Origin of the sequence: Flagellimonas amphidinii (assembly GCF_013090115.1) — a bacterium.
GTDB lineage: Bacteria > Bacteroidota > Bacteroidia > Flavobacteriales > Flavobacteriaceae > Flagellimonas > Flagellimonas amphidinii.
Map to the genome: position 1 here is coordinate 1 of NZ_JABFNN010000023.1, position 24,593 is coordinate 24,593.

At 37.9% G+C, this 24,593-nt stretch carries 23 protein-coding genes and 1 other RNA gene; 18 read left to right on the forward strand and 6 right to left on the reverse strand.

Going from position 1 to position 24,593, the window contains the following annotated elements:
* The first annotated feature begins 209 nt into the window (after positions 1-209).
* From HJC33_RS02610 to HJC33_RS02630, 5 genes are all read left to right on the forward strand, one after another.
* Positions 210-821 carry a hypothetical protein gene (locus HJC33_RS02610; RefSeq protein WP_171657240.1) on the forward strand — a complete coding sequence of 204 codons (612 nt, stop codon included), beginning with the start codon at positions 210-212 and terminating at the stop codon, positions 819-821.
* Between the two features lie 156 nt (positions 822-977).
* Entirely contained in the window at positions 978-1,520 is a 543-nt protein-coding gene (locus HJC33_RS02615; protein ID WP_171657241.1) for a DUF5946 family protein, read from the forward strand.
* A 309-nt stretch (positions 1,521-1,829) separates the two neighbouring features.
* The gene (locus HJC33_RS02620) at positions 1,830-2,321 is read left to right on the forward strand and encodes a CPCC family cysteine-rich protein (protein WP_171657242.1); all 492 of its coding nucleotides are present in this window, start codon (positions 1,830-1,832) and stop codon (positions 2,319-2,321) included.
* Between the two features lie 142 nt (positions 2,322-2,463).
* Complete coding sequence (locus HJC33_RS02625; protein WP_171657243.1) at positions 2,464-3,735, forward strand: amidohydrolase family protein; 1,272 nt, start codon at positions 2,464-2,466, stop codon at positions 3,733-3,735.
* A gap of 98 nt (positions 3,736-3,833) precedes the next feature.
* On the forward strand, positions 3,834-4,115 hold the full coding sequence (locus tag HJC33_RS02630) for a nuclear transport factor 2 family protein (RefSeq protein ID WP_171657244.1): 282 nt from the start codon (positions 3,834-3,836) through the stop codon (positions 4,113-4,115).
* Here HJC33_RS02630 and HJC33_RS02635 read toward each other — a convergent pair.
* Positions 4,102-4,722, reverse strand: a complete 621-nt coding sequence (locus HJC33_RS02635) for a TetR/AcrR family transcriptional regulator (RefSeq protein ID WP_171657245.1) — start codon at positions 4,720-4,722, stop codon at positions 4,102-4,104. The two genes, HJC33_RS02630 and HJC33_RS02635, sit on opposite strands and share 14 nt — an antisense overlap.
* A gap of 54 nt (positions 4,723-4,776) precedes the next feature.
* Here HJC33_RS02635 and HJC33_RS02640 point away from each other — a divergent pair, with 54 nt between their 5' ends.
* From HJC33_RS02640 to HJC33_RS02695, 11 genes are all read left to right on the forward strand, one after another.
* The gene (locus HJC33_RS02640) at positions 4,777-5,904 is read left to right on the forward strand and encodes an FAD-dependent monooxygenase (protein ID WP_171657246.1); all 1,128 of its coding nucleotides are present in this window, start codon (positions 4,777-4,779) and stop codon (positions 5,902-5,904) included.
* Entirely contained in the window at positions 5,885-6,370 is a 486-nt protein-coding gene (locus HJC33_RS02645) for a GNAT family N-acetyltransferase (RefSeq protein ID WP_171657247.1), read from the forward strand. Before HJC33_RS02640 ends, HJC33_RS02645 begins: the two co-directional genes overlap by 20 nt.
* 124 nt (positions 6,371-6,494) lie before the next feature.
* Positions 6,495-6,947 (forward strand): nuclear transport factor 2 family protein, encoded by a 453-nt coding sequence (locus HJC33_RS02650; protein ID WP_171657248.1) that lies wholly within the window; start codon positions 6,495-6,497, stop codon positions 6,945-6,947.
* Between the two features lie 21 nt (positions 6,948-6,968).
* A complete protein-coding gene (locus HJC33_RS17470; protein ID WP_216366641.1) occupies positions 6,969-7,946 on the forward strand; it encodes a DinB family protein in 978 nt (325 codons plus the stop codon).
* Positions 7,947-8,140: 194 nt separating this feature from the next.
* Positions 8,141-9,808: an OstA-like protein gene (locus tag HJC33_RS02665; protein WP_272621410.1), complete on the forward strand. Its 1,668-nt coding sequence runs from the start codon at positions 8,141-8,143 to the stop codon at positions 9,806-9,808.
* Positions 9,808-11,004: an aspartate aminotransferase family protein gene (locus tag HJC33_RS02670; RefSeq protein WP_171657250.1), complete on the forward strand. Its 1,197-nt coding sequence runs from the start codon at positions 9,808-9,810 to the stop codon at positions 11,002-11,004. Before HJC33_RS02665 ends, HJC33_RS02670 begins: the two co-directional genes overlap by 1 nt.
* Before the next feature lie 86 nt (positions 11,005-11,090).
* A complete protein-coding gene (locus HJC33_RS02675; RefSeq protein WP_171657251.1) occupies positions 11,091-12,491 on the forward strand; it encodes a tetratricopeptide repeat protein in 1,401 nt (466 codons plus the stop codon).
* Positions 12,492-12,516: 25 nt separating this feature from the next.
* Positions 12,517-13,434, forward strand: coding sequence for a polyprenyl-phosphate transporter (locus tag HJC33_RS02680; RefSeq protein WP_171657252.1), 918 nt, complete (start codon positions 12,517-12,519; stop codon positions 13,432-13,434).
* Between the two features lie 18 nt (positions 13,435-13,452).
* Positions 13,453-14,490 (forward strand): DUF368 domain-containing protein, encoded by a 1,038-nt coding sequence (locus HJC33_RS02685; protein WP_171657253.1) that lies wholly within the window; start codon positions 13,453-13,455, stop codon positions 14,488-14,490.
* Complete coding sequence (locus HJC33_RS02690) at positions 14,444-15,196, forward strand: shikimate dehydrogenase family protein (protein WP_171657254.1); 753 nt, start codon at positions 14,444-14,446, stop codon at positions 15,194-15,196. Before HJC33_RS02685 ends, HJC33_RS02690 begins: the two co-directional genes overlap by 47 nt.
* 144 nt (positions 15,197-15,340) lie before the next feature.
* Positions 15,341-17,356 carry a DUF349 domain-containing protein gene (locus HJC33_RS02695; protein WP_171657255.1) on the forward strand — a complete coding sequence of 672 codons (2,016 nt, stop codon included), beginning with the start codon at positions 15,341-15,343 and terminating at the stop codon, positions 17,354-17,356.
* Between the two features lie 29 nt (positions 17,357-17,385).
* Here the strand turns inward: HJC33_RS02695 and HJC33_RS02700 are convergent, their stop codons facing one another.
* The 5 genes from HJC33_RS02700 to HJC33_RS02720 form a co-directional block, all read right to left on the reverse strand.
* Positions 17,386-17,805 (reverse strand): CBS domain-containing protein, encoded by a 420-nt coding sequence (locus HJC33_RS02700; protein ID WP_171657256.1) that lies wholly within the window; start codon positions 17,803-17,805, stop codon positions 17,386-17,388.
* Between the two features lie 70 nt (positions 17,806-17,875).
* Positions 17,876-19,447 carry a ribonuclease Y gene (rny, locus tag HJC33_RS02705; protein WP_171657257.1) on the reverse strand — a complete coding sequence of 524 codons (1,572 nt, stop codon included), beginning with the start codon at positions 19,445-19,447 and terminating at the stop codon, positions 17,876-17,878.
* Positions 19,448-19,499: 52 nt separating this feature from the next.
* A non-coding RNA gene (gene ssrS, locus HJC33_RS02710) (6S RNA) lies at positions 19,500-19,609 on the reverse strand.
* A gap of 54 nt (positions 19,610-19,663) precedes the next feature.
* Positions 19,664-19,957, reverse strand: a complete 294-nt coding sequence (locus tag HJC33_RS02715) for a cell division protein ZapA (RefSeq protein ID WP_171657258.1) — start codon at positions 19,955-19,957, stop codon at positions 19,664-19,666.
* 16 nt (positions 19,958-19,973) lie between these two features.
* Entirely contained in the window at positions 19,974-20,264 is a 291-nt protein-coding gene (locus HJC33_RS02720) for a hypothetical protein (protein WP_171657259.1), read from the reverse strand.
* A 157-nt stretch (positions 20,265-20,421) separates the two neighbouring features.
* On the opposite strand from HJC33_RS02720, the gene HJC33_RS02725 reads away from it, so the two are divergent.
* Together HJC33_RS02725 and HJC33_RS02730 are read left to right on the forward strand one after the other, a co-directional pair.
* A complete protein-coding gene (locus HJC33_RS02725; RefSeq protein ID WP_171657260.1) occupies positions 20,422-22,113 on the forward strand; it encodes a M23 family metallopeptidase in 1,692 nt (563 codons plus the stop codon).
* A 34-nt stretch (positions 22,114-22,147) separates the two neighbouring features.
* Positions 22,148-24,586 carry a TonB-dependent receptor gene (locus HJC33_RS02730; protein ID WP_246245467.1) on the forward strand — a complete coding sequence of 813 codons (2,439 nt, stop codon included), beginning with the start codon at positions 22,148-22,150 and terminating at the stop codon, positions 24,584-24,586.
* Positions 24,587-24,593 lie beyond the last annotated feature (7 nt).

Below are 24,593 nucleotides of genomic sequence, written 5' to 3' on the forward strand. Positions count from 1 at the left end.
GTAACCTTTTTCCTCTCTTTTGTTCTTTCTGGTTTATAAATACAATCTAATCAGAATCAAACTTAAGATGGCTATAATTCATTGTGGCGGATTTCCTAAACGGAAATCCTTACTTTTAAGTTAAGGTTAGATTTCGGGCGGAATGTTCACTGCGTGAAATTCCACAACGAAATCATAGCCGAGACCGTTGTACACAATTATGAAAAGAAATGGAAAATAAACTTAAAGTAGTTTCTAATGACAAGAATTTGAGACTATGTATCATTGAAAATTCCATTTTTATTGAGGAACTCATTTCTGAAGTAATTGGTAGGATTTTAAATATCGAATGGAAAGAATCAAAATCATTCGGATTTGGCTCTTCATCCTTAAGCTTCAATCAAAAAGTCCAGATAATACTTGACATTAAAGGTGTAGATAAGGAAAATCTTAAAAGACTTATGACCTTAATGCACATCCGAAATAAGTTTGCTCACGTTTCTCACATTAAAACATTTGACGATTTTTTTTCCAAAACCAAAGTTGGAAAACAGGTAAAATCTGATTTCAAACGATGGTTTTTTGACGAAAATGGAGATTCTGATATTCCTGAACGGAATCGTGAAAAAATATATCGTCTTTTATTTTACCTATTAGTAGATAAAATAGCTGAATTTTTATTTGATGTTTACGGAAACCATATGTACGCTCTAGGAGAAAAAGCTGGACGAAAAGAAATGAACGAACGGCTTCAAAACGAATTTCTTCAAGCATTAAAAAAACTTAACGGAGGAAAAGAGGCTTTATTGGAAATCTTTGAAAAATTGGAAAAAGAAAAATAACTGTGTACAACAACGTGTATAGCCCATTGCTGCTGAATTCCTAATCGGAATTCATTGCAATTTGCTATATTTCGGTTACGGCGGAAAATCATAGCTGATTTCCCGCAACGAAGCCATACACAAAACCGTTGTGCCTAATGAAAAAAGAACTATTAAATGGACGAAGAATACATAGAATGTTTCTCATGCGGAGCTAGATCGCTCAACCTTGAAGGTGAATGTCATGAATACATGCTTTCTTCAGCAGGATGTTATGAAATGTTTACTGAAGTGCTAGATAGAGAATACTCTGACTTTAGATATTCCAAGGCACATCATTACACTGTTGATTCTTATGCAGTTCAACATCCGGGAAAGGTTTCTAATAAAAAGGCTGTAAACTCAGTAGGTATTCATTTAGTAAGCCTTTATTTTCTTTTTGAGAAGGAATATGACATTACAAAGTCAGCTCAGGTTAAAATGGAATTCGCACAATTCAATAAAGAAAATAACGTAATTCAGCCAATTGAGCGACCAGAAGAATTTAAGGGACTTACTGTTTTTGAAATTTGGGACAATGAAAACCCTAACGAACATTTTGAATTGTGTAGAAAATGGGCAGAAGACTCATGGAACTCATGGGGTAATCATCATGAAATTATTGAAAAATGGGCCGCACTTTTTATGAAAAAAAGAACTGAAATAAAAATAAATCACTAGGCACAACAACGGGTATAGTGCATGCCCTGCGGGACACGCACCATACCCAAACCGTTAGGGTGAATTGACTGCGTCACGCACTTGCATTTCGCTATCGCGAAATACCCACAAGTGCTAATCCACCCTAACGGCAACCTGATACGTACCTCGTTGCCAATGGAACGTTATTATTTGCCATATAAGTGCGTGAGCAGTGGAAGCAACTCACCATAACTCCGTATATAACCAACGAGGCACAGTAATGGCGACCTCTCGAGGCTGTGCCTCGATCGCCATATACAGGTTGCCGTTGCCAGTAATGTAAAAAGAATGACGAAGAAAAATTTATTCGATACTACCAAGTTAACAGAGGAAGACAAATCCCTTCTTGAGTCATTCAAAAAAAGAAGATTGTTTATCCAAAATTTCATAGATGAAAACAATTTGAAACTGACCGTTTGTCCTGGATGCGGATTCCCTACATTTTCGGAAGACTGGTTCCATGACATTTGTAGTGTTTGTAATTGGCAACATGACGGGCAGGATGACCCGCATTCTGACGAAATCTGGGGTGGTCCGAATTATGAACTATCATTGACTGAAAACAGATTAAATATTTGTAGAACGTTAAAAGATAAATCAAAAGAACAGGAAGGAAAGATAATCGATGAACCAAATGAAATTCTTAAAACCTTAGAAGGACACCAAAAACGAATGAACTCCTTTGATGATGATAAAATGATGGATGCATTAAGAGATGACCCGATTTGGAAGGAATGGGACAAAGCAAGCAAAGAAATTTTGAATGATTTAATAAAATAAAAAGCACGTACTGGCAACAATGGCTAAAAAATCATAGCCACCCTGCGGGATGGCAACGCTTTTTAGCCAAACCGTTGGCGGTAATTAGAACCTCGCAACATTCAATTAAAAAAAGCGTCTTTCTTTAAACGAATAAAGGATTATGAAGATTATAAGTTATATATTTTTAGTTGGAGTTTTAATTTCGGTTTCATGCAAACCGAACAAATCGTATATCCAAAAAAAAGCGATTGAGAATCCAAACAGCCTATCAATCAAATTAGTAAATGGCAAATGGTTCAACGGAAGTACTTTTGAAAGCAAAACAGTTTGGGTTAAAAATGGCATATTAAACTTCACAAACGAGAACACCGAAAATGATACCATTATAGACCTCAAGGGCAAGTACGTAATTCCACCATTCGGCGAAGCTCATAACCATAACTTGGAAAGCGATTATAAATTGAACGAACGAATCAACGCTTATTTGAACAATGGCGTGTTCTATGTAAAGCATTTATCGTCCATAAAAATAAGAATAGACCCACTTATACACCATTACAACAAACCCGATGGAATTGACGTAAGCCTTGCACATGCACCTCTGACCGCAACAGGTGGACATCCTGTCGCTTTGCGCAAGAGGTTTCTTGAATATGGTAGATTTGAAGGACTTTTTAATACTCTCGAAGAAATCGAATCACATGGCTACTTTATCATTGACAATGACATGGATTTAGAAAACAAGTGGGAAGAAATAGTATCGTTCAAGCCAGATTTTATCAAAATCAATTTGCTGTACTCTGAAGAATATGAAAAGCGCAAAAACGACACAACTTATTTTGGCAATAAGGGTCTAAACCCTGAATTGATACCAAATATTGTCAAAAAGGCCCATGAACACAATTTGCGTGTAAGCGCACATATTGAAACTTCCTATGATTTTCATATTGCAATCAAAGCAGGAGTTGATGAGATTGCCCACCTTCCTGGATTTGATGATGAGCAACTAATTAAAGTCGAAGATGCTGTTTTAGCCAAGAAAAAAGGTGTAGTTGTTGTTCCAACCGCATCTTTAATCACCAAAAGAAAGGATAAACCTAATTACAAAGATTTGTTCTCGAACATGAGCACCAACCTTAAGTTGCTAAAGGAAAATGGCGTAACACTTGCAATTGGTTCAGATATGTACAATGACAATTCAGTTGAAGAATTTCAATTATTAAATAGCTTGCATATTTTCAGCAAACTTGAATTGTTGAAAATGTGGTGCGAAAATTCTGCAATGACTACATTTCCAAATAGAAAGATTGGACTTTTAAAAGAAGGATTTGAAGCAAGTTTTTTAGTCTTGAACAATAACCCTTTAGATAATATAAAAGATATCAATCAATCAATTGTAATAAAAGTCAAACAAGGGACGATATTGGATTAATAAACAACTACCGCCAACAAAGAACTGAGTTAAAAAACAAGCTTTTTTAGCTCAATTTTGATACATAATTTTCATCATAGGGCAACCCTGATTTTGCAATGGCAAAAGCTTGTTCGACTTTTTGTTGCAAGTCCGGCGTCTATCTGGGGGAAAGTGAAGTACAATCTGCATTTGAAAATAATTTCGAAAAAATTAAGAATGAAGAATATTTAATTGATAATGTAAGATGGATTGGTAAAGAAGAAAAATTCACTGTTTATTTATTCGATTTCCATTGGAAAGGAATTGTACATGGAAATTCTGTTTCTGGGAACGGGGTAGGAACCCCAGTTTTAGTAAAAGATAATCACAGTTGGAAATTATTGACTAAAAATAACTGATAATGAGTGCTTTATATTCATCCTTCCCTTTTGGGGTCAAATATGGATAAATCACTTCAAAAAGTAATGCATGATAATAGGTAACCACTGATTTATTTCCTGACTGGAACAAACCAGCTGCATTCAACCAATTATCCCCTAAAATATTCATACGTTCATAAAGTCGATCATACTCCCCTTTTAACTCCTCACTGCGAATAAGACCTTGGGCGCTCATATTTTGAAACAATACTAAATATTGTTCTTTTCGCATTTTTTGTAACTCTAGGTAATGTGCTTTCAGTTCATTATCAGATTGTAGAACACTGTACAAATCCTTCAATAAAAATCTGTACTTGTGCAATATGTGCATGGAAACCAATGTACTTTCACGTAGGAATGACAACATGGGTTGTTCTTGAATCACCTTTTGCATTTCTACATCCATTTCTTTCACAAGTTGAAAATACAGTGTTGAAACAATATCCTTTTTTGCTTTAAAATGGTAGTTTAGGTTACCTTGACTTATTCCCAATGCCAATGCAATCTGTCTAAGTGTAACCTCTTTCACTCCTTTTGCATTAAACAATTCCAACGCCTTGGTTAAAATCTTATTTTTTGTGTTCATCCCATTAGTACACTTGACCTAATTTAGTAGATTTGACCTAAATTTACAGTTTCTATGGAAATAGCAATCATTGGAGGTGGAATTACAGGGTTGACAACTGCTTTGACCTTGCATAAAGTTGGTATTCCATCCACGGTTTACGAACGTTCCGAAACCTTAAACGAAATCGGTACCGGGGTGTGGCTTCAACCCAATGCAATGCATATTTTGCAAGGGTTGGGGTTGGAAGATGACATTAAAAAAGAGGGATGTATTCTTAACAAAATGGAGATTGCCCATGCTGACCTTAACCCTGTCCGAGAAATAAAAAACACAATAGTTTCAGACAAATATGGTAATCAAACCATAGCGATACACAGAGGAAAATTGCAACGTATACTTTATGATGCTTTTTCAAAAGTCGGTAATGTTGCATTGGGAATGAACTATCAAACCCACACAACAACTGATGATCATATTTCCATTGAATTTGAAAGCAAAACCATCTCCGCCGACATAATTTTAGGAGCTGATGGGATAAAATCCAAAGTACGTACCTCAATGGGATTGCCATCCATATTTAGAAGGACCAACCAAATTTGTTGTAGGGGCATCGCAAGAATTCAACTACCAGACCCTTTAAAAAAAGAAGGTAAAGAAGTCTGGGGGCGTAAACGTCGTTTTGGATTTTCAGAAATATCGGAAAATACGGTCTATTTCTTTACGGTTTTGAACAGGGAAATATGCCCAAAAGAATTGAATATCGAAACGCTTTCATCACAATTCAAAGATTTTAACCCCATTGTGTCCCAAATAATCAATGCCACGGAAAATTTGCATACTGCAGAGCTTACCGATCTAAAAAGATTGCCCAAATGGTCCAATTCCAACACTTGCCTTCTAGGTGATGCCGCTCATGCAACAACCCCAAATATGGGCCAAGGTGCTTGCCAAGGAATAGAAGATGCTTATTATATAAGCCAATTGATCAAAAATAGTCCGGCATCCATTTCAGATACTTTTAAAGTGTTTGAAAAGAAAAGAAGAAAGAAAGTTGATTATGTAGTGAACAATTCATGGAACTTTGGAAAAATGGCACATAGCAGCATAGGTCAGTCCCTGCTCAAAGGAATTATGAAAATCACTCCTGAAAAAGTGATGAACAAACAAATGAATGAGCTTTATGAAATTGAAGAATTCTGATGATTCTCCCAAAACATTGACCTTTCGAGAAATTGCCCAAGATGAACCACTTCCAGTGAATCTACTTTTGCTTGCTGATGAATCTGTAAAGGCCATCAATGTATATATTGGGAAGTGCCGAATCTTCCTTATGGAAACCTCCAATACCTCCATTGGCGTTTGTGCTGTTCATGAAATAGATAACAGTACCATAGAAATTAAGAACATTGCTATTCTTGAAACATATAGAAATCAAGGAATTGGTAGTTGGTGTCTCCAAAAAATAAAAGAAACGTTTCATGGAAAGGACATTTTGGTCGGAACCGGAGATGGGTCATTGAGCGCTTTAAATTTTTATCAAAAAAATGGTTTTGTAAAAGATTTTGTCCGAGAAAACTTCTTTACGGATAATTATGACGATAAAATCATTGAAAATGGAATGGTACTCAAACATCAAATTGTTCTTCGAAAATCATTGAAAGCATAAGTGCCACAGATTTGATAGGTACAAGCGTACAATTAAATATTTGCTAAAGTGAAGCTTATAAGAAGTGAAATTTGAATTTAATTCCAATCTTTACCCACCAACTTCAATCAAAAATAAATCAATAATGAAACCTTTTTTTGTTCTTACACTAGCTTTTTTTTCACTACTTACTTTTTCTGTTCAAGCACAGACACAAAAAGATTCTCTAGAAATTAAACAAGTAGCACTGGACTATATAGAGTCCCAACACAATGCAAATCCTGAACAATTTGAACGTGCCGCTCATCCCCGAATGGTCAAGAGGACCTTTTGGACAGACAAAAAAACCGGAAAAGAATATTTAAGAGAGACCTTTACAGATGCCATGATACTTCTGGCCGAAACCTACAACCAAGAAGGTGATAAATTCCCGGAGAATCCTAAAAAAGAAGTTATCATCCTGGATATTTATGATAAAACCGCTTCGGTGAAACTCATTGCCGATGACTGGATCGATTATATGCACATTGTAAAACTGAATGGAAAATGGCAACTGGTAAATGTATTGTGGCAATTCAACGATTCTGGAATTCATTAATCATAAAGAAATGTATTGATCATGAAACAAAAAAAATGGTTCGACCGAAAATTTGATTTTTCGTTTCAAGAGAACATTTTTCCTTCAATCTTGGAAAGACTCCAAGGAACTTATGCCAGATTAAGCGCAATAATTGAAGAAATACCTTCGGATATCTTGGAAACCAAACCGGATAACAAATGGTCCATAAAAGAACACATTGGGCATCTAAGTGATTTAGAACCTTTATGGCAAGGACGTCTTGATGATATCTTAAATGATGAAAAGTATCTAAGGGTAACCGATCTGGGAAACACAAAAACCGATTTAGCGCAGCACAATAAAACCAACATCGTTGATTTACTATCACAATTCCACAACCTTAGAGAATTGACTTTGGATAAATTATCAAACTTAAATGAAACCGAAGTATACAAAACTGCATTGCATCCGAGATTGGAACAACCCATGCGTACCATGGACCTGTTCCTATTTGTAGCCGAACACGATGACCACCATTTGGAGGCAATTTCCGAAATCATAAAATTTCCAACGAAAATGACACAAAGTGAATTGATTGCACAAAGACTGGAAGAAGTCTTGCTCAATGGTAAATGGGTGGCCAATACCAATTTCAAGGAACAAATTGAACAAGTTTCATGGGAACAGGCCATTCAAAAAATAGGCTCCCTTAACACAATTGCAGTACTCACCTACCATGTGAACTATTATTTGGGCGGAATTTTGAATGTGTTTTTGGGAGGCAATCTGGAAATAAAGGATAAGTACAGCTTTGATATGCCACCCATAACCTCCAAAGGTGATTGGGATAAATTGATTACCGATTTCTTATCGAACTCCAAAAAATTCATTTCTCATGTTGCAACAATGGAGGATTCTTTATTGGGCGAATACTTCGTGGATGAAAAGTATGGGTCATATCAGCGAAATCTGGAAGGTATTATCGAGCATAGCTATTATCACCTAGGTCAAATTGTACTATTAAGAAAAATGGTTTAGCCCACCTCTTACAATTTATATTTGCCTGTCAAGATTTTATAAAGCAATTAATTCGCTGAAATTGCACCAAGCATTGCATACTCATTCAATCCAAAAGCCAAAGCTTTCTAAATCCTTATACATACTTTTTCTAAAAAGCCTACTTTTGGACAAAATTCGCGGTATTGAAAAAGATTATTTTTTTCATTCTGATAGTGTTTGTCCTTAAAGTTTCAGGACAAGATAATACTCCCCAGGCTCAAGGAAGACAAATCAATATTGTCTACGGCGCTAATTTCACCAAGGATGAGGCCCAATTTCCAGGAGCCTCCATTTTCAGCAAAGATGATGAGCGCCAGGTCCAATTTGAACACCAAGGGGCAGATTTATGGTGTGACATTGCCATTTTCTATACCCAAGAGAACAGACTCAAAGCCATTGGCAATATTCGCATGCAACAAGGAGATTCCATTGAAATGAACAGTGGAAAAATGGATTATGATGGCAATACCAAATTGGCAAAAGCCTGGGAAAAAGTTGACCTTTCAGATGGTAAAATGACCTTGACCACGGACACACTTTATTTTGACCGTGAAAATCAACTTTCTTACTACAGGTCCGGAGGTAAAGTAGTGGATTCGGTTAATGTGTTGACCAGTAAAATTGGAAACTATTTTATGGAACTGAAAAAAGTACAGTTTCGTAAAAATGTCCATATAGACAATCCCGAATACATCATTGATTCTGAACAATTAGACTATTATCGAGTATCTAAAAACGCCTACATGTACGGTCCCTCGACCATTACAGGCGAGGAATATAAAATTTATTGCGAGCGCGGTTTTTATGACACCAAAATTGAGCAGGGCTATGGCGTAAAAAACACCAGAATAGACTATAACAATCGAATCATTGAAGGGGATAGTGTTTATTTTGACAAAGCATCTTCATTTGCCTCCGCCACCAATAACATTCAAGTTACTGATACCATCAACAAAGGGGTTATTAGAGCTCACTATGCTGAAGTGTTCAAAGAAAAAGATTCTGTTTTTGCCACAAAAAGGGCTGTTGCGGTAAACTTGGTACAGCAAGATTCCCTATACATTCATGGAGACACCCTGATGGTCACTGGCGCTCCTGAAGCCAGAATACTACGGGCTTTCAGAAATGCTAAATTTTACAAAACCGACTTAAGTGGAAAATGCGACTCCATCCATTCTGAACAAAAAACAGGTATTACCCAACTTATCACCGACCCAATTCTTTGGAATGTTGATAATCAGATTACGGGTGACAGTATCCATTTGATTTCTGATTTGGAAACCGAAAAATTAGACTCCCTTAAAGTACTGGAAAATGCCTTTATCATTTCATTGGATACAATTAGCATGGAAGGTTATAATCAGGCAAAGGGAAAAGACCTTTTCGGTAAGTTCATCGAAAATGAGCTCAAAATAATTGATCTGGTCAAAAATACCGAGGTCATTTACTATGTCTATAATGATGATCAGGAACTCGTCGGAATTGATAAGACCATTTGCAGTAAAATTAGGCTCCTTATGGCCAATAGCGATATTGAAGACATTACATTCTTTGTAAATCCGGATGGTGATATTTTTCCCGAGACGGATTTGCCTGTTGAAAGTAGGAAATTGAAAGGATTTATATGGCGGGGTGATGAGCGTATTCTTTCCAAAGATGCCATCTTTGACGAGGACGACAACAACATTGAACTTGTACAAATTAGAGGTATAGACAATCCCATAGATATTGATGCTGAGGAAAGTGAGCGCCAAAAGAACCAAAGTGATATAGGGAACAATCCCAACACAAAGGCCATTAAACCCAAAAAGACCGAAGTAAAAAAAGTACAGGTCCCTTAATGCTTAAAAACGATTTTTTTACATATCAGGCCCAAACCACTGCACATCCCTTAGGTCTGGAAATATCCCATGCCAAGGGCACTTATATTTTTGATACAGACGGAAATGCCCATTTGGATTTTGTTGCTGGAGTCTCTGCATGCAGTTTGGGACACTGCCATCCAAAAGTGGTTGAGGCCATAAAAGAGCAGACCGAAAAATACATGCATGTGATGGTGTATGGGGAATATGTACAAAAACCTGCGGTGGAATTCACCAAACTATTGGCCTCTTATCTTCCCAAAGAACTAGAAACCACGTATTTGGTCAATTCAGGAACAGAAGCCATGGAAGGTGCCCTAAAATTGGCCAGAAGATTTACCGGTCGTTCTGAAATTATTGCCGCAGATAAGGCTTATCACGGCAATACCATGGGAAGTCTCAGCCTAATGGGGTTTGAGGAACGAAAAAGTGCATTTAGACCTTTAGTTCCAGACGTTAGGTTCATTGAATTCAATAAAGAAGAAAATCTTACAAAAATAACTTCAAAAACCGCAGCAGTAGTTCTGGAAACCATTCAAGGAGGAGCTGGCTTTATTGTACCTGAAAATGGATATCTGGAAAAGGTTAAAAAAAGATGTAAAGATGTAGGAGCACTTTTAATACTGGATGAAATTCAACCAGGATTTGGGCGAACGGGCAAACTTTTTGCTTTTGAACATTACAAGTGCACCCCTGATATTTTAGTGATCGGTAAAGGAATGGCTTCAGGACTACCGGTAGGAGCGTTTGTGGCTTCAAAGGAAATGATGGCCACGTTACAAGACAATCCCAAATTGGGACATATTACCACTTTTGGCGGAAATCCTGTCATTGCCGCTGCCAGTATGGCAACTTTAAAGGAAATCACTGAATCTGGGCTTATCCAAGAGACATTAATAAAGGAAAAGTTGTTTCGGGAACTTTTGGCACATCCATTGATTAAAGAAATAAGAGGAAAGGGATTAATGCTCGCCCTTATCATGAAGAATGAAGAAATTGCAAATCATGTGGTGCTCACAGCAGCCAAAAAAGGGTTGATTCTCTTCTGGTTATTATTTGAGCCAAAGGCTGTTAGGATATCACCTCCATTGACAATTTCAATGAAAGAAATTAGGGAAGGATGCAACAAAATTCTGGACATTTTAAATGAATATCAGCTTAAAGCTGTTAACTAATTTGTTGATAACATACCCAAATCTGGGGCTTAAACAGACTTTCAAAAAGCTAATTTTAAGTCCATAGTAAATCCAAAAAAGTTCCTATGGCGTTAGATTCTAACGAATATCCCAACAAATCGATTGACAAATTTGAGTCCATGCTCAAGACAGATGATGTCTATTTTTTTGATGCTGAGGACTTTGAGGAAATCATCCACTACTACCTTAACAACGGCAAAATTTCTTTGGGAAAAAAGGCCATTCAAATTAGTTTGGAACAGCATCCAAATTCGCTGGAATTGAAGCTGCTTCAGGTTGAAGTATTGACCTTTGAGGATAAATATGATGCTGCCGAAAAGTTACTGGATGAAATTCAGAATATCGATGCCTACAATGAGGAAATCTATATCCAAAGGGCCAATATTCAGTCCAAACAAGATAATCACCAAGAAGCAGTAAATCTGTTGTTGGAAGCATTGCAACTTACAGACGATACTTTTGACATCCACTCCCTTTTGGGAATGGAATACCTCTTCATGGATGATTATGAAAAAGCCAAACGTAGTTTCATGAGATGCGTGGATTTTGACGATAGGGACTATTCATCGTTGTACAACGTGGTGTATTGCTTTGAGTTTTTGCAAGACTTTGATGGAGCTGTTGTTTATTTGAACAACTATTTAGAGAGAAATCCTTATTGTGAAGTTGCTTGGCATCAACTGGGCAAAATGTACTACTCCATGGAAATGTATCCTGAAGCCTTAACAGCATTTGATTTTGCCATTATATCTGATGATTCTTTCATTGGGGCCTATTTTGAAAAAGGAAAGGTTTTGGAAAAGTTGGGTCGTTACAATGAGGCCGTGGAAAATTATGAAACTACTATTTCCATAGAGGATCCCACTTCGCATGCATACTTGCGCATAGGAAAATGTCACGAAAAATTGGGCAATACCGATTTGGCCAAATATTATTATTACAACACTGTTCATGAGGATCCCTTATTGGATAAAGGTTGGTTGGCCATTACCGATTTCCATTACAATCTCGGCGATTTTCAAAAAGCATTGTACTATGTCAACAAAGCCATCAATATAGATGGTGAAAATCCTTTGTACTGGAAGAAAGCTGCAAAAATATATGCTGCGCTTAAAAATTTGGACGAAGCCGATTTTGCATATCAACAAACTGTGGATTTGGGCAATTATGAATTGGACACATGGATTGGTTGGGCCAACGTGCTCAAAAAAATAGGTGATTTGAATTCTTCCATCCAAGTATTGGTGCAAGGACTTGAATTCTATCCAGAAAGCCCAGAATTACTATATAAAATTGCCGGGGTCTATCTTGAAAACAATGAACCATCCAGTGCTAAGGAAAAATTGTCCCAAGCCATGCAATTGGATATTGACAAACTGCAAATTTTTGAAGAAGAATTCCCTGAATTTATCAAGGCAGGATGGTTTCAGGATTTAGTTTCTGAAATAAAGAAAACTTCTCCTTAATTTAGCTTTTCGTCCAAACCAAAGCATGAAAGCACGTCAATTACTAGATTATTTTATCATTACCCTAAAAGGAATGGCCATGGGTGCCGCAGATGTGGTGCCAGGTGTGTCTGGAGGCACTATAGCCTTTATATCGGGCATATACGAGGAACTCATTACCTCCATCAACAATATCAACTTCTCTCTTTTTACCATACTGAGAAAAGAAGGGATCAAAGCCTTTTGGAACAAGCTAAATGGGAATTTTTTATTGGCGCTTTTCTTAGGAATCTTCATTAGCGTGCTCTCATTGGCCAAATTCCTAAGTTGGCTTTTGGAAAACCAGCCCATTTTATTATGGTCATTTTTCTTTGGATTGGTCTTGGCAAGCATCTTTTTAGTGGGAAAGGAAATCACTAAATGGAACTTGGGAACCGTGGTAGTTCTCATAGCTGGAGCTGCTCTGGCCTATTTTATCACCGAACTCCCTCCTAACGAAAATTTAGATAGCCTGCCTTACCTATTCCTTTCAGGAGCTTTGGCAGTTTGTGCCATGATTCTTCCGGGAATCTCGGGCGCCTTTATTTTGGTATTGCTCGGGTCATACAAAACCATTTTGGATGCAGTTCATGAACGCGATATCAAAATTGTAATTACCGTAGCTTTAGGAGCTGTTTTTGGACTGTTGAGTTTTGCCAGACTGCTCAAATGGATGTTCAGCCATTATAAAAATATGACATTGGCCCTGCTCACCGGTTTTATTTTAGGCTCATTGAACAAAATTTGGCCTTGGAAAAAAGTTTTGGCAACCAAAACCTTTGGAGATAAGACCATTGTTGTGGACGACGTAAATGTCTGGCCGTCTGCATTTCAAGGAGACAATCAGTTAATACTTGCCTTAATCCTAGCTATAATAGGTTTTTCGCTTATTTTTATCCTGGAAAGATTAGCTTCCAAGAAGTAAAATCAACCTATTTACCGCATGCATCAGCCTAGAACATTTCTGGATAACTTTTTTTTGGTCATAAAAGGCCTTTGCATGGGTGCTGCCAATAAAGTGCCAGGAGTATCAGGCGGTATTGTAGCTTTTGTGGCCGGTTTTTATGAAGAATTTATCTATTCCCTTCAAAAACTGAATACCAAAGCGCTCAAATTATTCTTTAATGGAAGGTTCAAAAGTTTCTTCCAATACACCAATGCCCAATTTTTGGCACTGCTCCTTTTTGGCATGTTGGTAAGCTACTTCAGCGTATCCAGGATTCTGGACTATTTTTTAGCGCAAAATGAGCTTTTTGTCTGGGCCACATTTTTTGGAATGATAGTGGGTTCCATATATTACATAGGCAAGTATTTTGAATCTTGGAACCAAAAAACAGTGATTGCCGGAATTATAGGTTTGATTGTTGGAATTTCCATAAGTTTTTTAAATCCCGCCAAAGAGAACGACAATCTTTTCTTCATTTTCTTTTGCGGCATAATTAGCGTATCAGGAATGACACTTCCCGGCCTTTCTGGCTCCTTTATCTTGATTTTATTGGGAAATTACGTTTTGCTACTAGTAGATTCCGTCAATGCGCTGTACGATACATTTTCAGATGTTTTTGCTGGGAATTTTGATTTTTTGAACAACCCCAAGCGTATGAATACCCTAAAAATATTAGGAGTTTTCACTTTAGGTTCAGCAGCAGGTCTGGTCACTTTCTCTCACTTACTAAGCTATGTACTTAAACATTATAAAGCCATTACTACAGCAGTAATATTGGGCTTTATCACAGGTTCCTTGGGTGTTTTATGGCCCTGGAAACGGACCATATATAAAATGGATGGTCTTGGCAATGCTTTGTTGGATTCTAATGGTGACAAAATAGTGCTCAACTACAAGCGCTATCTCCCTAATTTGTCACATCCTGAAACTTGGTGGGCCCTACTTTTCATCGTTTTGGGAATTATGATATTATTGATTTTGGATTGGTATGGAAAAAATAGAAAAGAAAGGAAACAGGTACGGGCTCTTAGGTAGAAACATTTCGTACTCCTTCTCAGAAGGTTACTTTGCCAAAAAATTTGAAGAGCTTGAGTTATTAGACCATAGCTATGAAAATTTTGATATCCCTGAAATCGCGCATTTTGAAAAAGTCATATCAGAAAACAACCTAAAAGGGCTCAACGTAACAATTCCCTATAAACAACAGGTTATTCCCTATTTGGATGAATTAGATGCCACCGCTGCCAAAATTGGAGCTGTGAATACTATAAAATTCACTGAAAAAGGTTTAAAAGGATACAATACCGATGCATTCGGCTTCAAAAACTCCTTGGAACCCCTCTTAGAACCGTATCATGACAAAGCACTGATTTTGGGCACAGGGGGGGCATCAAAAGCAATTCGTTTTGTTTTGGATGAATTGGGAATAGCCAATTCTTATGTTTCCAGAACAAAAAAAGAAGGTCAATTCACTTATGAGGATTTGGATAAAAATCTGATTGAAAGTCATAAATTGATCATCAACTGTACTCCACTGGGAACTTATCCAAATATTGAAGAAAAACCACATTTACCATATGAACATGTAGGCGCCAAACACTTTCTATATGACCTTATCTATAATCCAGAAAAAACAGTTTTTTTAACCCTTGGCGAAGAAAAAGGAGCATCTATTTGCAACGGACTTAAAATGTTGCAAGGACAAGCTGAAAAGGCATGGGAAATTTGGAATACACCATAAAAAATACTGAAAACAAACAGTTTCCATCAATCCATACATAGCACAACTTCTATAAAAAGAAGAGGCAATACTTTTGTTATTAGATAATTTAGTTGTTAACTTGGCTATGTTATCATCAATCCAAAGGAAAGAAAAACACTACTCATGCAGGAAAATGAACGAAAACTTCAGGAAACTGAAGGTGGTACTGATCGTAATACTGAAGATTTAAAAACACCGGTGGAAGAAAGCCCCATTTCTGAACCAAATACATCTGAGGAAACGACTGAAACAAATAGCGAAGAAACAGCCCCAGTAGCGGCAGAGAAAGAAAATGCCGTCGCTGATGAGGCCATTCAGGAAATAGAAGAATCCAACGCTGAAGACGCAGAGGACAAAGACAATGAAAAACGTCATTTCATCCCTGTGTTGGACTATCATTCCATGTCCATGGAAAATCTGGTAGGAGAATTGCAGCGACTGATAAAAAATGAAAAAATACAGGCAATCAGCAAACATGTTGGTTCCATTAAGTATGAATTCGACCAAAAGTTTCAAGAATTTTTGGAGCATAAAAAAGAAGAATTTATTGCCAATGGAGGCAATGAAATCGACTTCAGATATAACTCGGTTGCCAAAAGACAATTCAATGAGGTTTTTGCTGAATACCGCGAAAAACGGGATCATTACTACAAACAATTGGAGCAAAACCTCAAAAGCAATCTCCAAAAAAGATTGGAAATCATTGAAGAGCTCAAAGGACTCATCAATGTGGAGGAAGACATCAACACCACCTACAAACATTTTAAAGAACTACAGGAAAGTTGGCGAAATGCTGGGCCAGTTCCCAGAAACAACTATAACGACGTCTGGCGCACCTATCACCACCATCTGGAAATTTTTTACGATTTCCTACATCTAAATCGTGAGTTGAGAGACCTTGACTTTAAACACAATTTAGAGGAGAAGGTTAAACTGGTAGAACGCGCTGAAGCCTTAGCTGACGAACCCGATTTAGGAAAAGCCTTTAGAGAGCTTCAAACGCTCCACAAAATCTGGAAAGAGGACATTGGTCCTGTTGCAAAAGAACAAAGGGAAGAGATTTGGGATCGATTCAGCAATGCCACCAAAGTCATGCACCAACGCAGACAGGAACATTTTCAAGAACTGGAAAAGTCCTATGAAAAGAACCTTGAAAAGAAGCATGAAATTATTGCTTCCATTTTGGCCATAGCTGACGATGTTTCCAACAACCATCGTGGACTTCAGCAACAAATCAAAGAAGTGGAAGCGCTACGCGATGCCTTTTTCAAAGCTGGAAAGGTACCTCAAAAGGTAAACGAGGAAACTTGGGCTTCCTTCAAAGACGTGGTCCGAAAATTCAACAGGAATAAGAATACTTTTTACAAGAATCAGAAAAAAGAACAGCATACCAATTTAGAGAGGAAAAGGGCACTGCTTGAACTAGCCGTATCATTGAAGGATAGTGATGATTGGGATACCACTACACCTGAAATGAAACGCATCCAAAGTGAATGGAAGAAAATTGGTCATGTGCCCAGAAAATACTCAGACAAAATCTGGAACGAGTTCAAAAACGCTTGCAACCATTACTTTGACCGCTTGCACTCTGAGAAAAATGAAGCCCACAAAGAGGAATATGCCAATCTAGATAAGAAAAATGATTGTTTAAACCGCTTGAAGGCTTTTCAATTAAGTGGTGATAAGGAGAAAGACTTGGAACAACTCAAAAAATTTCTTTCTGAGTGGAAAAAATATGGCCGCATTCCCTATAACAAAAGGCATATCAACGGGAAGTTCAACAAGATAGTGGATGCGCTTTTCAAAAAACTGGGAGTAAGCAGGCAGGAGTCTGAATTGCTGAAATATGGAAACAAAGTACAGCAATTGGCCAATACCGATGACAATAGAGCCATCAATAATGAAAGGGTTTTTATTAGACGAAAGATTGATGAAAGTAAATCTGAGATAAGACAGTTGGAAAACAACCTTCAATTTTTCTCCAATGCTTCTGAAGATAGCCCACTAGTGAAAGAGGTAGTAAACAACATCAACAAACACAAGGAATCACTGGAAACTTGGAAAGAAAAGCTGAAAAAGTTGAACATTATGGAAAACAACATGAACAAAGAGGTCGAGGATACCTCTGAGGAAGAATAGATATCCTATGACTCTTGTTCAATTTTTTTTCAGTACAAATCCAAAAGATAGTTTATCAAGTCCGTTGTGGTAACTATACCTACCAATTTTCCATTGTCTACGACTGGCAGGGCATGAAATTCTTTTTTTGCCAAAAATTGGGCAACATCTTTTATGGGTGTGTTTGAGGTAACACTTACCACATCGCTTGCCATTACCTGGGAAATGTTAAAAAGGTTGTAAACAACACTATCAATGGTTTCACCATCAGGCCCTACGGCATCTGCAAAACTGATTCTAAGCAAATCCGTATAGCTCAGCATACCAACCACTGTTTTATTTTCTACCACGGGAATATGGCGAATATGATGTTTTTTAAAACGCTCTTCAGCAGTGACCAAATCATCACTGGTAGTAATGGTAATCACATTTTTGCTCATGATTTCTGAAACAGGTGCTCTTCTTTTCATCACTAATACAATTTTATAGTAATGAAATTACCCTGTTTCGGCCAGCAAAAGCATGATAATTGTCAGTCTTCTATTTCGCTACGTTAACGGAACGGGTTTCCCGTATGACTGTAACTTTAACCTGACCTGGGTAGGTCATATCAGTTTGGATTTTCTGTGAAATTTCAAAGGAAAGTTCCGCTGCTTTGTCATCATTTACTTTTTCACTTTCCACAATTACCCGAAGCTCCCTTCCTGCTTGGATGGCATAGGCCTTTTGAACTCCGTTGAATCCAAAGGCAATATCCTCAAGATCTTTTAGGCGTTGTATGTAAGAATCAAGCACTTGTCTTCTTGCACCAGGTCGTGCACCACTAATGGCATCGCACACTTGTACAATAGGTGATATAAGGGTTGTCATTTCAATTTCATCATGGTGGGCACCAATGGCATTGCAGACCTCCTTCTTCTCACCATGTTTCTGCGCCCATTGCATCCCCAAAATAGCGTGTGGGGTCTCCACCTCAGTTTCAGCAACAGGAACTTTACCAATATCATGCAATAGTCCCGCTCTTTTGGCCAATTTTGGATTAAGTCCAAGTTCAGCAGCCATTACACCGCAAAGTTTAGCTACCTCTCTAGAGTGCTGCAATAAATTTTGGCCATACGATGAACGATACTTCATACGCCCTACAGCTTTAATGAGTTCTGGATGTAATCCGTGGATGCCCAAATCAATCACAGTACGTTTACCAATTTCAGCAATTTCCTCGTTGATTTGCTTTTGGGTCTTTTTGACCACTTCTTCTATACGGGCTGGGTGAATCCTTCCATCAGTAACCAATCTATGTAATGAAAGTCTAGCTACTTCTCGCCTTACCGAGTCAAAACACGAAAGTATGATAGCTTCAGGGGTATCATCCACAATGATTTCAACTCCAGTTGCAGCTTCCAAAGCCCTAATATTCCTTCCTTCACGACCAATAATGCGTCCTTTGACATCATCAGATTCCAAATTGAAGACAGAAACACAGTTTTCCACAGCTTCCTCTGTTCCAATTCGTTGGATGGTATTGATGACTATTTTACGTGCTTCTTGTTGCGCAGTAAGCTTAGCCTCTTCCAGAGTGCTCTGCAAATAGGCCATAGCGTCTGTTTTTGCAGTCTCTTTTAGGGATTCCAACAACTGTGCCTTTGCATCCTCAGCAGAAAGTCCAGAAATTACTTCTAGTTGTTGTACTTGACTTTTGTGCAGTTTTTCAACTTCAGACTGCTTCTTGTCAAGTATTTCACTCTTGTAGCTGACCTCCTTGATCTGTTGTTGCAACTGATCATTAAGTTTTTTGTTCTTGGAAAGCTCACTGCTCACTTGGGATTCTTTGTCCCGGGTTCTTTTTTCAGCTTCAGCAATTTTTTTATCTTTTCCAATAATTACTTTCTCATGCTCTGCCTTTAATTCCAAGAACTTTTCCTTGGCCTGAAATATTTTATCTTTTTTAATATTCTCCCCTTCCTTTTTCGCTTCCTTAACGATATCTGTCGCTTCTTTTTTTGCGTTTGATATGGTTTTCCCGGCTCTTCCTTTTTCCATCATTTTAGCTATTGCAAATCCAATAGCCAAGCCAACAACCGCCGCTACACCAATTATTATAGTGTTATCCATTTTAGATAGTGTTTGGTTATAAAAAAAGCCCACATCGGCCGAAGTTTTGTACAAACTCCTTAGTACAGGTTTAGGGCTAACAAGCTGCTCAAGGATCCCTATACAGGTAGGGCCTGCTTTTACAACCTAAACTCACCCTTTTTAATTATAGTAGTGTTGAGTTTGTCAAAAAATTATTACCAATGTGGGCAGTAACTATATTTTATTTAAAAGAACTTATTCGCCTAATTTGGAATGTACCAACTCATCAAGTGCTTTTAAGCGCTCCAATGCTGTTTGGATGTTTTCCGAACGATCTATTCCACTTTGCTCAATCTTTGATGCGAACTGCAGGGCACACATTGCCAAAACATCTTGTTTGTCCCTCACAGCATAGTTCTGCTCAAATTTCTTTGCCAAATTTTCAATGTTTTTGGCTGCTTTCCGTAATCCTTCCTCCTGTTTAGGGTCTATGGTCAAAGGGTACACCCTATCTGCAATGGAAAGCTTAATTTTGAGCTTCTCGTCCATATTAAAACGGTACAAACTAATCTGCAAGTTTGGCTATGCAAACATCCAATTCGCGGATCAATGTATTTATCTTAAGCTTAGCTTCTGTTTTACTAGTATTACTACCCAGCATTGAATTTGCCATTTTTAGGGAATTGTATTTTTCTTCCCATTCCATAACGGCGTTCTCCTTAAGTTGTCCTTCCTTTTTGGCAAGGTTCAATTCTTCTTTCAACTTGGCATTGGCTTGATGCAACAACTCCAATTTGTGCAGCAATTTGCTCACCTTGTTTTCCAAAGAATCAACAATCTCAACAAGTTCGCCCATATATGCAAACATCAATGCGTATCATACAAATTTAACCAACCTTGACTAACCTCGCAATACTTTTCGGATTATTCTTCAAGTAGTACTTTAAGTTGCAGTCATGGTTTTTTACAAATCAAAACTTTGGTTACATTCGTATGTAGTTATAAACCACAGTATGCGCCTGTTCCCATTTGCAATCCTTTTTCTTAGTATTCAACTTCTCCCTGCACAAGAAAAATACCCCAACAACGTTTTTCGCTCTCCATTGGACATCCCCCTAGTGCTTGCCGGAACTTTTGGCGAACTCCGTTCCAACCATTTCCATTCTGGAATTGATATAAAAACGCAAAGGAGACAAGGATTACCCATCTACGCAATAGCGGATGGAACTGTTACAAGGATTAAAGTATCCCTTTGGGGATATGGAAAGGCCCTTTATGTCGCCCACCCCAACGGATATACTTCTGTATATGCCCACTTGCAAAAATTTGGTCCCGAGATTGAAGAATACATCAAAAAGTTACAGTATAAGAAACAATCCTACGAGGTAGAGGTTTTTCCAGATTACGGAGAATTAAAGGTTACCAAAGGGAGTACCATTGCATACTCTGGAAATACAGGTGGCTCATCCGGTCCTCATTTACACTTTGAAATACGGAGCAGCGTTACCGAAAAACCTACCAACCCCCTACTCTATGGTTATGAGGTGCGAGATGCCACAAATCCAACTTTATTGGGATTGTATGGATATCCTTTGGGCGAAAATGCCGTGATCAATCAAAGTGCTAAAAAAATCCAGTTGAATTTCACCAAACAATCAGATGGGTCTTTCTTAGCAGATAAGGTAACCGCTACCGGCACCATCGGTTTTGGTTTTCATGGGTTTGATAGGCAGGACATGGCAGCAAACAAAAATGGAGTATATGCTGTGAAACAAACTGTAAACGGAAGAGTTTACTCAGAATATGATTTTGAAACATTTTCGTTTGGAGAAACCCGTTACATCAACACTTTAATTGATTATGCACATTTTGGAAAGTATAGACAGCGTATTCAAAAATGTTTTAGAGAGCCATCCAATAGGCTCGGCATCTATAAAACACTTCAAAACAATGGAAAAATCGAAATCAAAGAAGGTCTTTCCTATAATGTTGAACTCATTATTGCTGACATTGAAGGAAATGAAGTCAAAGTACGTATTCCCGTAGAAGGAAAAAGAGAGTCCGTAAAAATTGAAAAGAACGATAAAACAACCTCAGATTACATCATAGCAGACAAACCCAATAATTTTGATTTAGGTGCAGCCAAAGTTTATTTCCCGGCCAACACCTTTTATGAGGGTTTTTATATCGACCTGAAAAAAGGAAAAGATACTGTGGACATTCATAATAATACCATAGCGGCCCATAGAAATTTCACCATTAGTTTTGATGCCACAAAATTGTCTTCTGAAGAGAAAAAACAACTTTTTATAGCTCGCCTTGATGACAAAAATGAACCTCGGTACTCCAAAACCTATAAAAGAGATGGTTCTTTCACAACACGAACACGGGTATTGGGTACATATACATTGTCCAAGGACAGTGTTGCACCCACCATTAGACCAAAAAACTTCAAAGAACGTCAATGGTTGACCAATTACAGCTATTTAAGTCTTGAAATATCTGATGATTTGAGTGGTATAAACACTTACGAAGGTTCCATAAACGGCGAATGGATTCTTATGGAATATGAGCCAAAAACCAAGACCATTACCTATAATTTTGATGACAAGGTTCTAGATAAGACGCAATGCGACCTTAAAATTATCGTTACGGATAATGTAGGCAATTCCAGTACTTTTACCAGTACCTTCTTCAGAAAATGATGTATTGACAAGCCTAAAATCCATACTACTGCCTTTGCTAATACTTTGGGCAATCAGCCTAAATGGTCAAACCGCCACATTGGTCGGAACCGTTTTGGATGAAAATAACACCCCTATTCCAGATGTGAACATTGTTTCTGGAAAAACAGGCACCACTTCCAATCAATTTGGTTACTATATTCTAGAATTGGTTGCAGACACCAAGAGTACCGTTACGTTTTCGCATTTAGGCCATGAAAATGTGATTTTGGAAAACTTGTTGCTGACCACGAATGAAACCTATGAATTCAATCCTGTCATGAAAACCAATATCATTCAAGTGGCAGGAGTTGACGTATCCGCCACAGGAAGAAAAAATATTGATGGCATCACTACAGTGAGCCCTGAGGTCGTCCGCAAAATTCCGGGTGCAAACGCTGGAGTGGAAAATATCTTAAAACTACTTCCCGGGGTTTCCTTCAACAATGAATTGAGCACACAATACAATGTAAGAGGCGGTAATTTTGATGAAAATTTGATTTATGTCAACGGTATTCAGGTGTATAGGCCATTCCTAGTACGTTCTGCACAACAAGAAGGTTTAAGCTTTGTAAACAGTCATATGATAACGAATCTTAAGTTTTCTCCAGGCGGTTTTCAAGCTAAATATGGTGACAAACTATCCTCCATGTTGGATATTACCTATAAAATACCTGTTGATTTTGGGTTACGGATAGAAGGAAGCCTTCTTGGTGCCAGTACTACTTTGGAGACCATTTCAAAAAACAAGAAATTTACCAGTATTACTGGAGTGCGCTACAGAAATAATAGCTTGTTGGTAAATAGCCAAGAAACCCAAAGTAATTTCAATCCTAAATTTTTGGATGTCCAAACTTACCTGACCCATAGATTTTCAAAGAAATTTCACCTCAACTTTTTAGGTACCTATTCCATCAATGACTATGAGAATGAACCGCTCACTCGCCAGACCAATTTTGGAACCTTAAATGACCCTAGAGCTTTGTTGATTTTCTATGAAGGAAAAGAAAACAGCAAATACACAAGTGCCTTGGGGGCCTTTAAGGGAGATTATTTTGCCAATGAGAATACCAAGTTGACTTTTTCAACTTCATTGTACCACACTCAGGAAGAAGAGTTTTCAGATATTATTGCCTCCTATGAGCTTGGAGAAATAGACACTAATTTAGGAAGTGACACTTTAGGGGAGGTTACAGCCTCAAGAGGTGTTGGCTCTCAAATTAACAGAGCCAGAAACCAATTGGATGCTCTTATTTTTAATTTTTCACACCAAGGGAAGTACCAAAAAGGAGAAAAATCCTTGGAATGGGGTCTCAACTATTCACATGAAGACATCCGTGACCAGCTCAAGGAATCTGAATTTATTGATTCGGCCGGTTTTTTTATTCGCCCTTCGGAGCCGGAATTTGTGAACAACCAGCCCGAAGAACCGTTTGTTGGAGGTATTGAAGCTTTTGAAAGTGTTCGTGCCACTAATTTTGTGCAAACCAACAGGATATCCAGTTATGTGCAGTACACTCAAAACTCAACATGGGGGTCTCACAACGTTTATTTCAATATAGGGTTACGGGCACAACATTGGATTCTTAGCGGTAATGGTTTTGACACTAATTCCCAAACCTTGCTGAGTCCCCGTGGGCAATTCAGCGTCAAACCAGATTGGAAAAAGGACATCCTGTTCCGTATGGCCATCGGCAGTTACCAACAACCACCTTTCTATAGGGAATTGCGAAATCTAAACGGGACAATCAATCCAAATGTTGAAGCACAAAAGTCGATTCATTATGTTCTGGGGAGTGAATACAGCTTTGATTTATGGAACCGTCCCTTCACTTTGGTCAGTGAAGCATATTACAAGGGCCTTACCAACGTAAACCCATATACCATTGAAGATGTTCGTATACGTTATGCCGCAGACAACAATGCAAAGGCATTTGCTTATGGATTTGATTTTAGATTAACAGGGGCTTTTGTTCCCGGAGCGCAGTCTTGGGTGAGTGTAGGCTATCTTCAAACCAAAGAAAACACCAATGACCGTGGCTATATTTCAAGACCTACGGACCAACGGTTAAAGTTTGCCGTACTTTTTCAAGATTATGTGCCAACCATCCCCAATCTAAAACTATATCTCAATATGGTATACAATACTGGAGTTCCAGGTGGGTCTCCCAACAATGCGGATCCTTATGATTTTCAGAATAGATTAAGAGATTATAGAAGGGCAGATATTGGAATTTCCTATATTTTTGCAGACGAAAAAAATCAGCATCCCAAAGGGCATTGGCTGCACAAGTTCAAGGAGTTCAATATAGGTTTTGAAATTTTCAACATGTTCAACAACCAGAATTCCATTACCAATACTTGGGTAAGGGATGTAGATACACAGCAACAATTTGCTGTGCCTAATTTTTTGACAAGTCGTGTTTTGAACTTAAAATTTGGAATGCGTTTTTAATATAGAT

Excerpts from the sequence above, each read along its gene's own strand:
- HJC33_RS02610 (WP_171657240.1), top strand. The coding sequence starts at position 210 with ATGGAAAATAAACTTAAAGTAGTTTCTAATGACAAGAATTTGAGACTA.
- HJC33_RS02615 (WP_171657241.1), top strand. The coding sequence starts at position 978 with ATGGACGAAGAATACATAGAATGTTTCTCATGCGGAGCTAGATCGCTC.
- HJC33_RS02620 (WP_171657242.1), top strand. The coding sequence starts at position 1,830 with ATGACGAAGAAAAATTTATTCGATACTACCAAGTTAACAGAGGAAGAC.
- HJC33_RS02625 (WP_171657243.1), top strand. The coding sequence starts at position 2,464 with ATGAAGATTATAAGTTATATATTTTTAGTTGGAGTTTTAATTTCGGTT.
- HJC33_RS02630 (WP_171657244.1), top strand. The coding sequence starts at position 3,834 with ATGGCAAAAGCTTGTTCGACTTTTTGTTGCAAGTCCGGCGTCTATCTG.
- HJC33_RS02635 (WP_171657245.1), bottom strand. The coding sequence starts at position 4,722 with ATGAACACAAAAAATAAGATTTTAACCAAGGCGTTGGAATTGTTTAAT.
- HJC33_RS02640 (WP_171657246.1), top strand. The coding sequence starts at position 4,777 with ATGGAAATAGCAATCATTGGAGGTGGAATTACAGGGTTGACAACTGCT.
- HJC33_RS02645 (WP_171657247.1), top strand. The coding sequence starts at position 5,885 with ATGAAATTGAAGAATTCTGATGATTCTCCCAAAACATTGACCTTTCGA.
- HJC33_RS02650 (WP_171657248.1), top strand. The coding sequence starts at position 6,495 with ATGAAACCTTTTTTTGTTCTTACACTAGCTTTTTTTTCACTACTTACT.
- HJC33_RS17470 (WP_216366641.1), top strand. The coding sequence starts at position 6,969 with ATGAAACAAAAAAAATGGTTCGACCGAAAATTTGATTTTTCGTTTCAA.
- HJC33_RS02670 (WP_171657250.1), top strand. The coding sequence starts at position 9,808 with ATGCTTAAAAACGATTTTTTTACATATCAGGCCCAAACCACTGCACAT.
- HJC33_RS02675 (WP_171657251.1), top strand. The coding sequence starts at position 11,091 with ATGGCGTTAGATTCTAACGAATATCCCAACAAATCGATTGACAAATTT.
- HJC33_RS02680 (WP_171657252.1), top strand. The coding sequence starts at position 12,517 with ATGAAAGCACGTCAATTACTAGATTATTTTATCATTACCCTAAAAGGA.
- HJC33_RS02685 (WP_171657253.1), top strand. The coding sequence starts at position 13,453 with ATGCATCAGCCTAGAACATTTCTGGATAACTTTTTTTTGGTCATAAAA.
- HJC33_RS02690 (WP_171657254.1), top strand. The coding sequence starts at position 14,444 with ATGGAAAAAATAGAAAAGAAAGGAAACAGGTACGGGCTCTTAGGTAGA.
- HJC33_RS02695 (WP_171657255.1), top strand. The coding sequence starts at position 15,341 with ATGCAGGAAAATGAACGAAAACTTCAGGAAACTGAAGGTGGTACTGAT.
- HJC33_RS02700 (WP_171657256.1), bottom strand. The coding sequence starts at position 17,805 with ATGAAAAGAAGAGCACCTGTTTCAGAAATCATGAGCAAAAATGTGATT.
- rny (WP_171657257.1), bottom strand. The coding sequence starts at position 19,447 with ATGGATAACACTATAATAATTGGTGTAGCGGCGGTTGTTGGCTTGGCT.
- HJC33_RS02715 (WP_171657258.1), bottom strand. The coding sequence starts at position 19,957 with ATGGACGAGAAGCTCAAAATTAAGCTTTCCATTGCAGATAGGGTGTAC.
- HJC33_RS02720 (WP_171657259.1), bottom strand. The coding sequence starts at position 20,264 with ATGGGCGAACTTGTTGAGATTGTTGATTCTTTGGAAAACAAGGTGAGC.
- HJC33_RS02725 (WP_171657260.1), top strand. The coding sequence starts at position 20,422 with ATGCGCCTGTTCCCATTTGCAATCCTTTTTCTTAGTATTCAACTTCTC.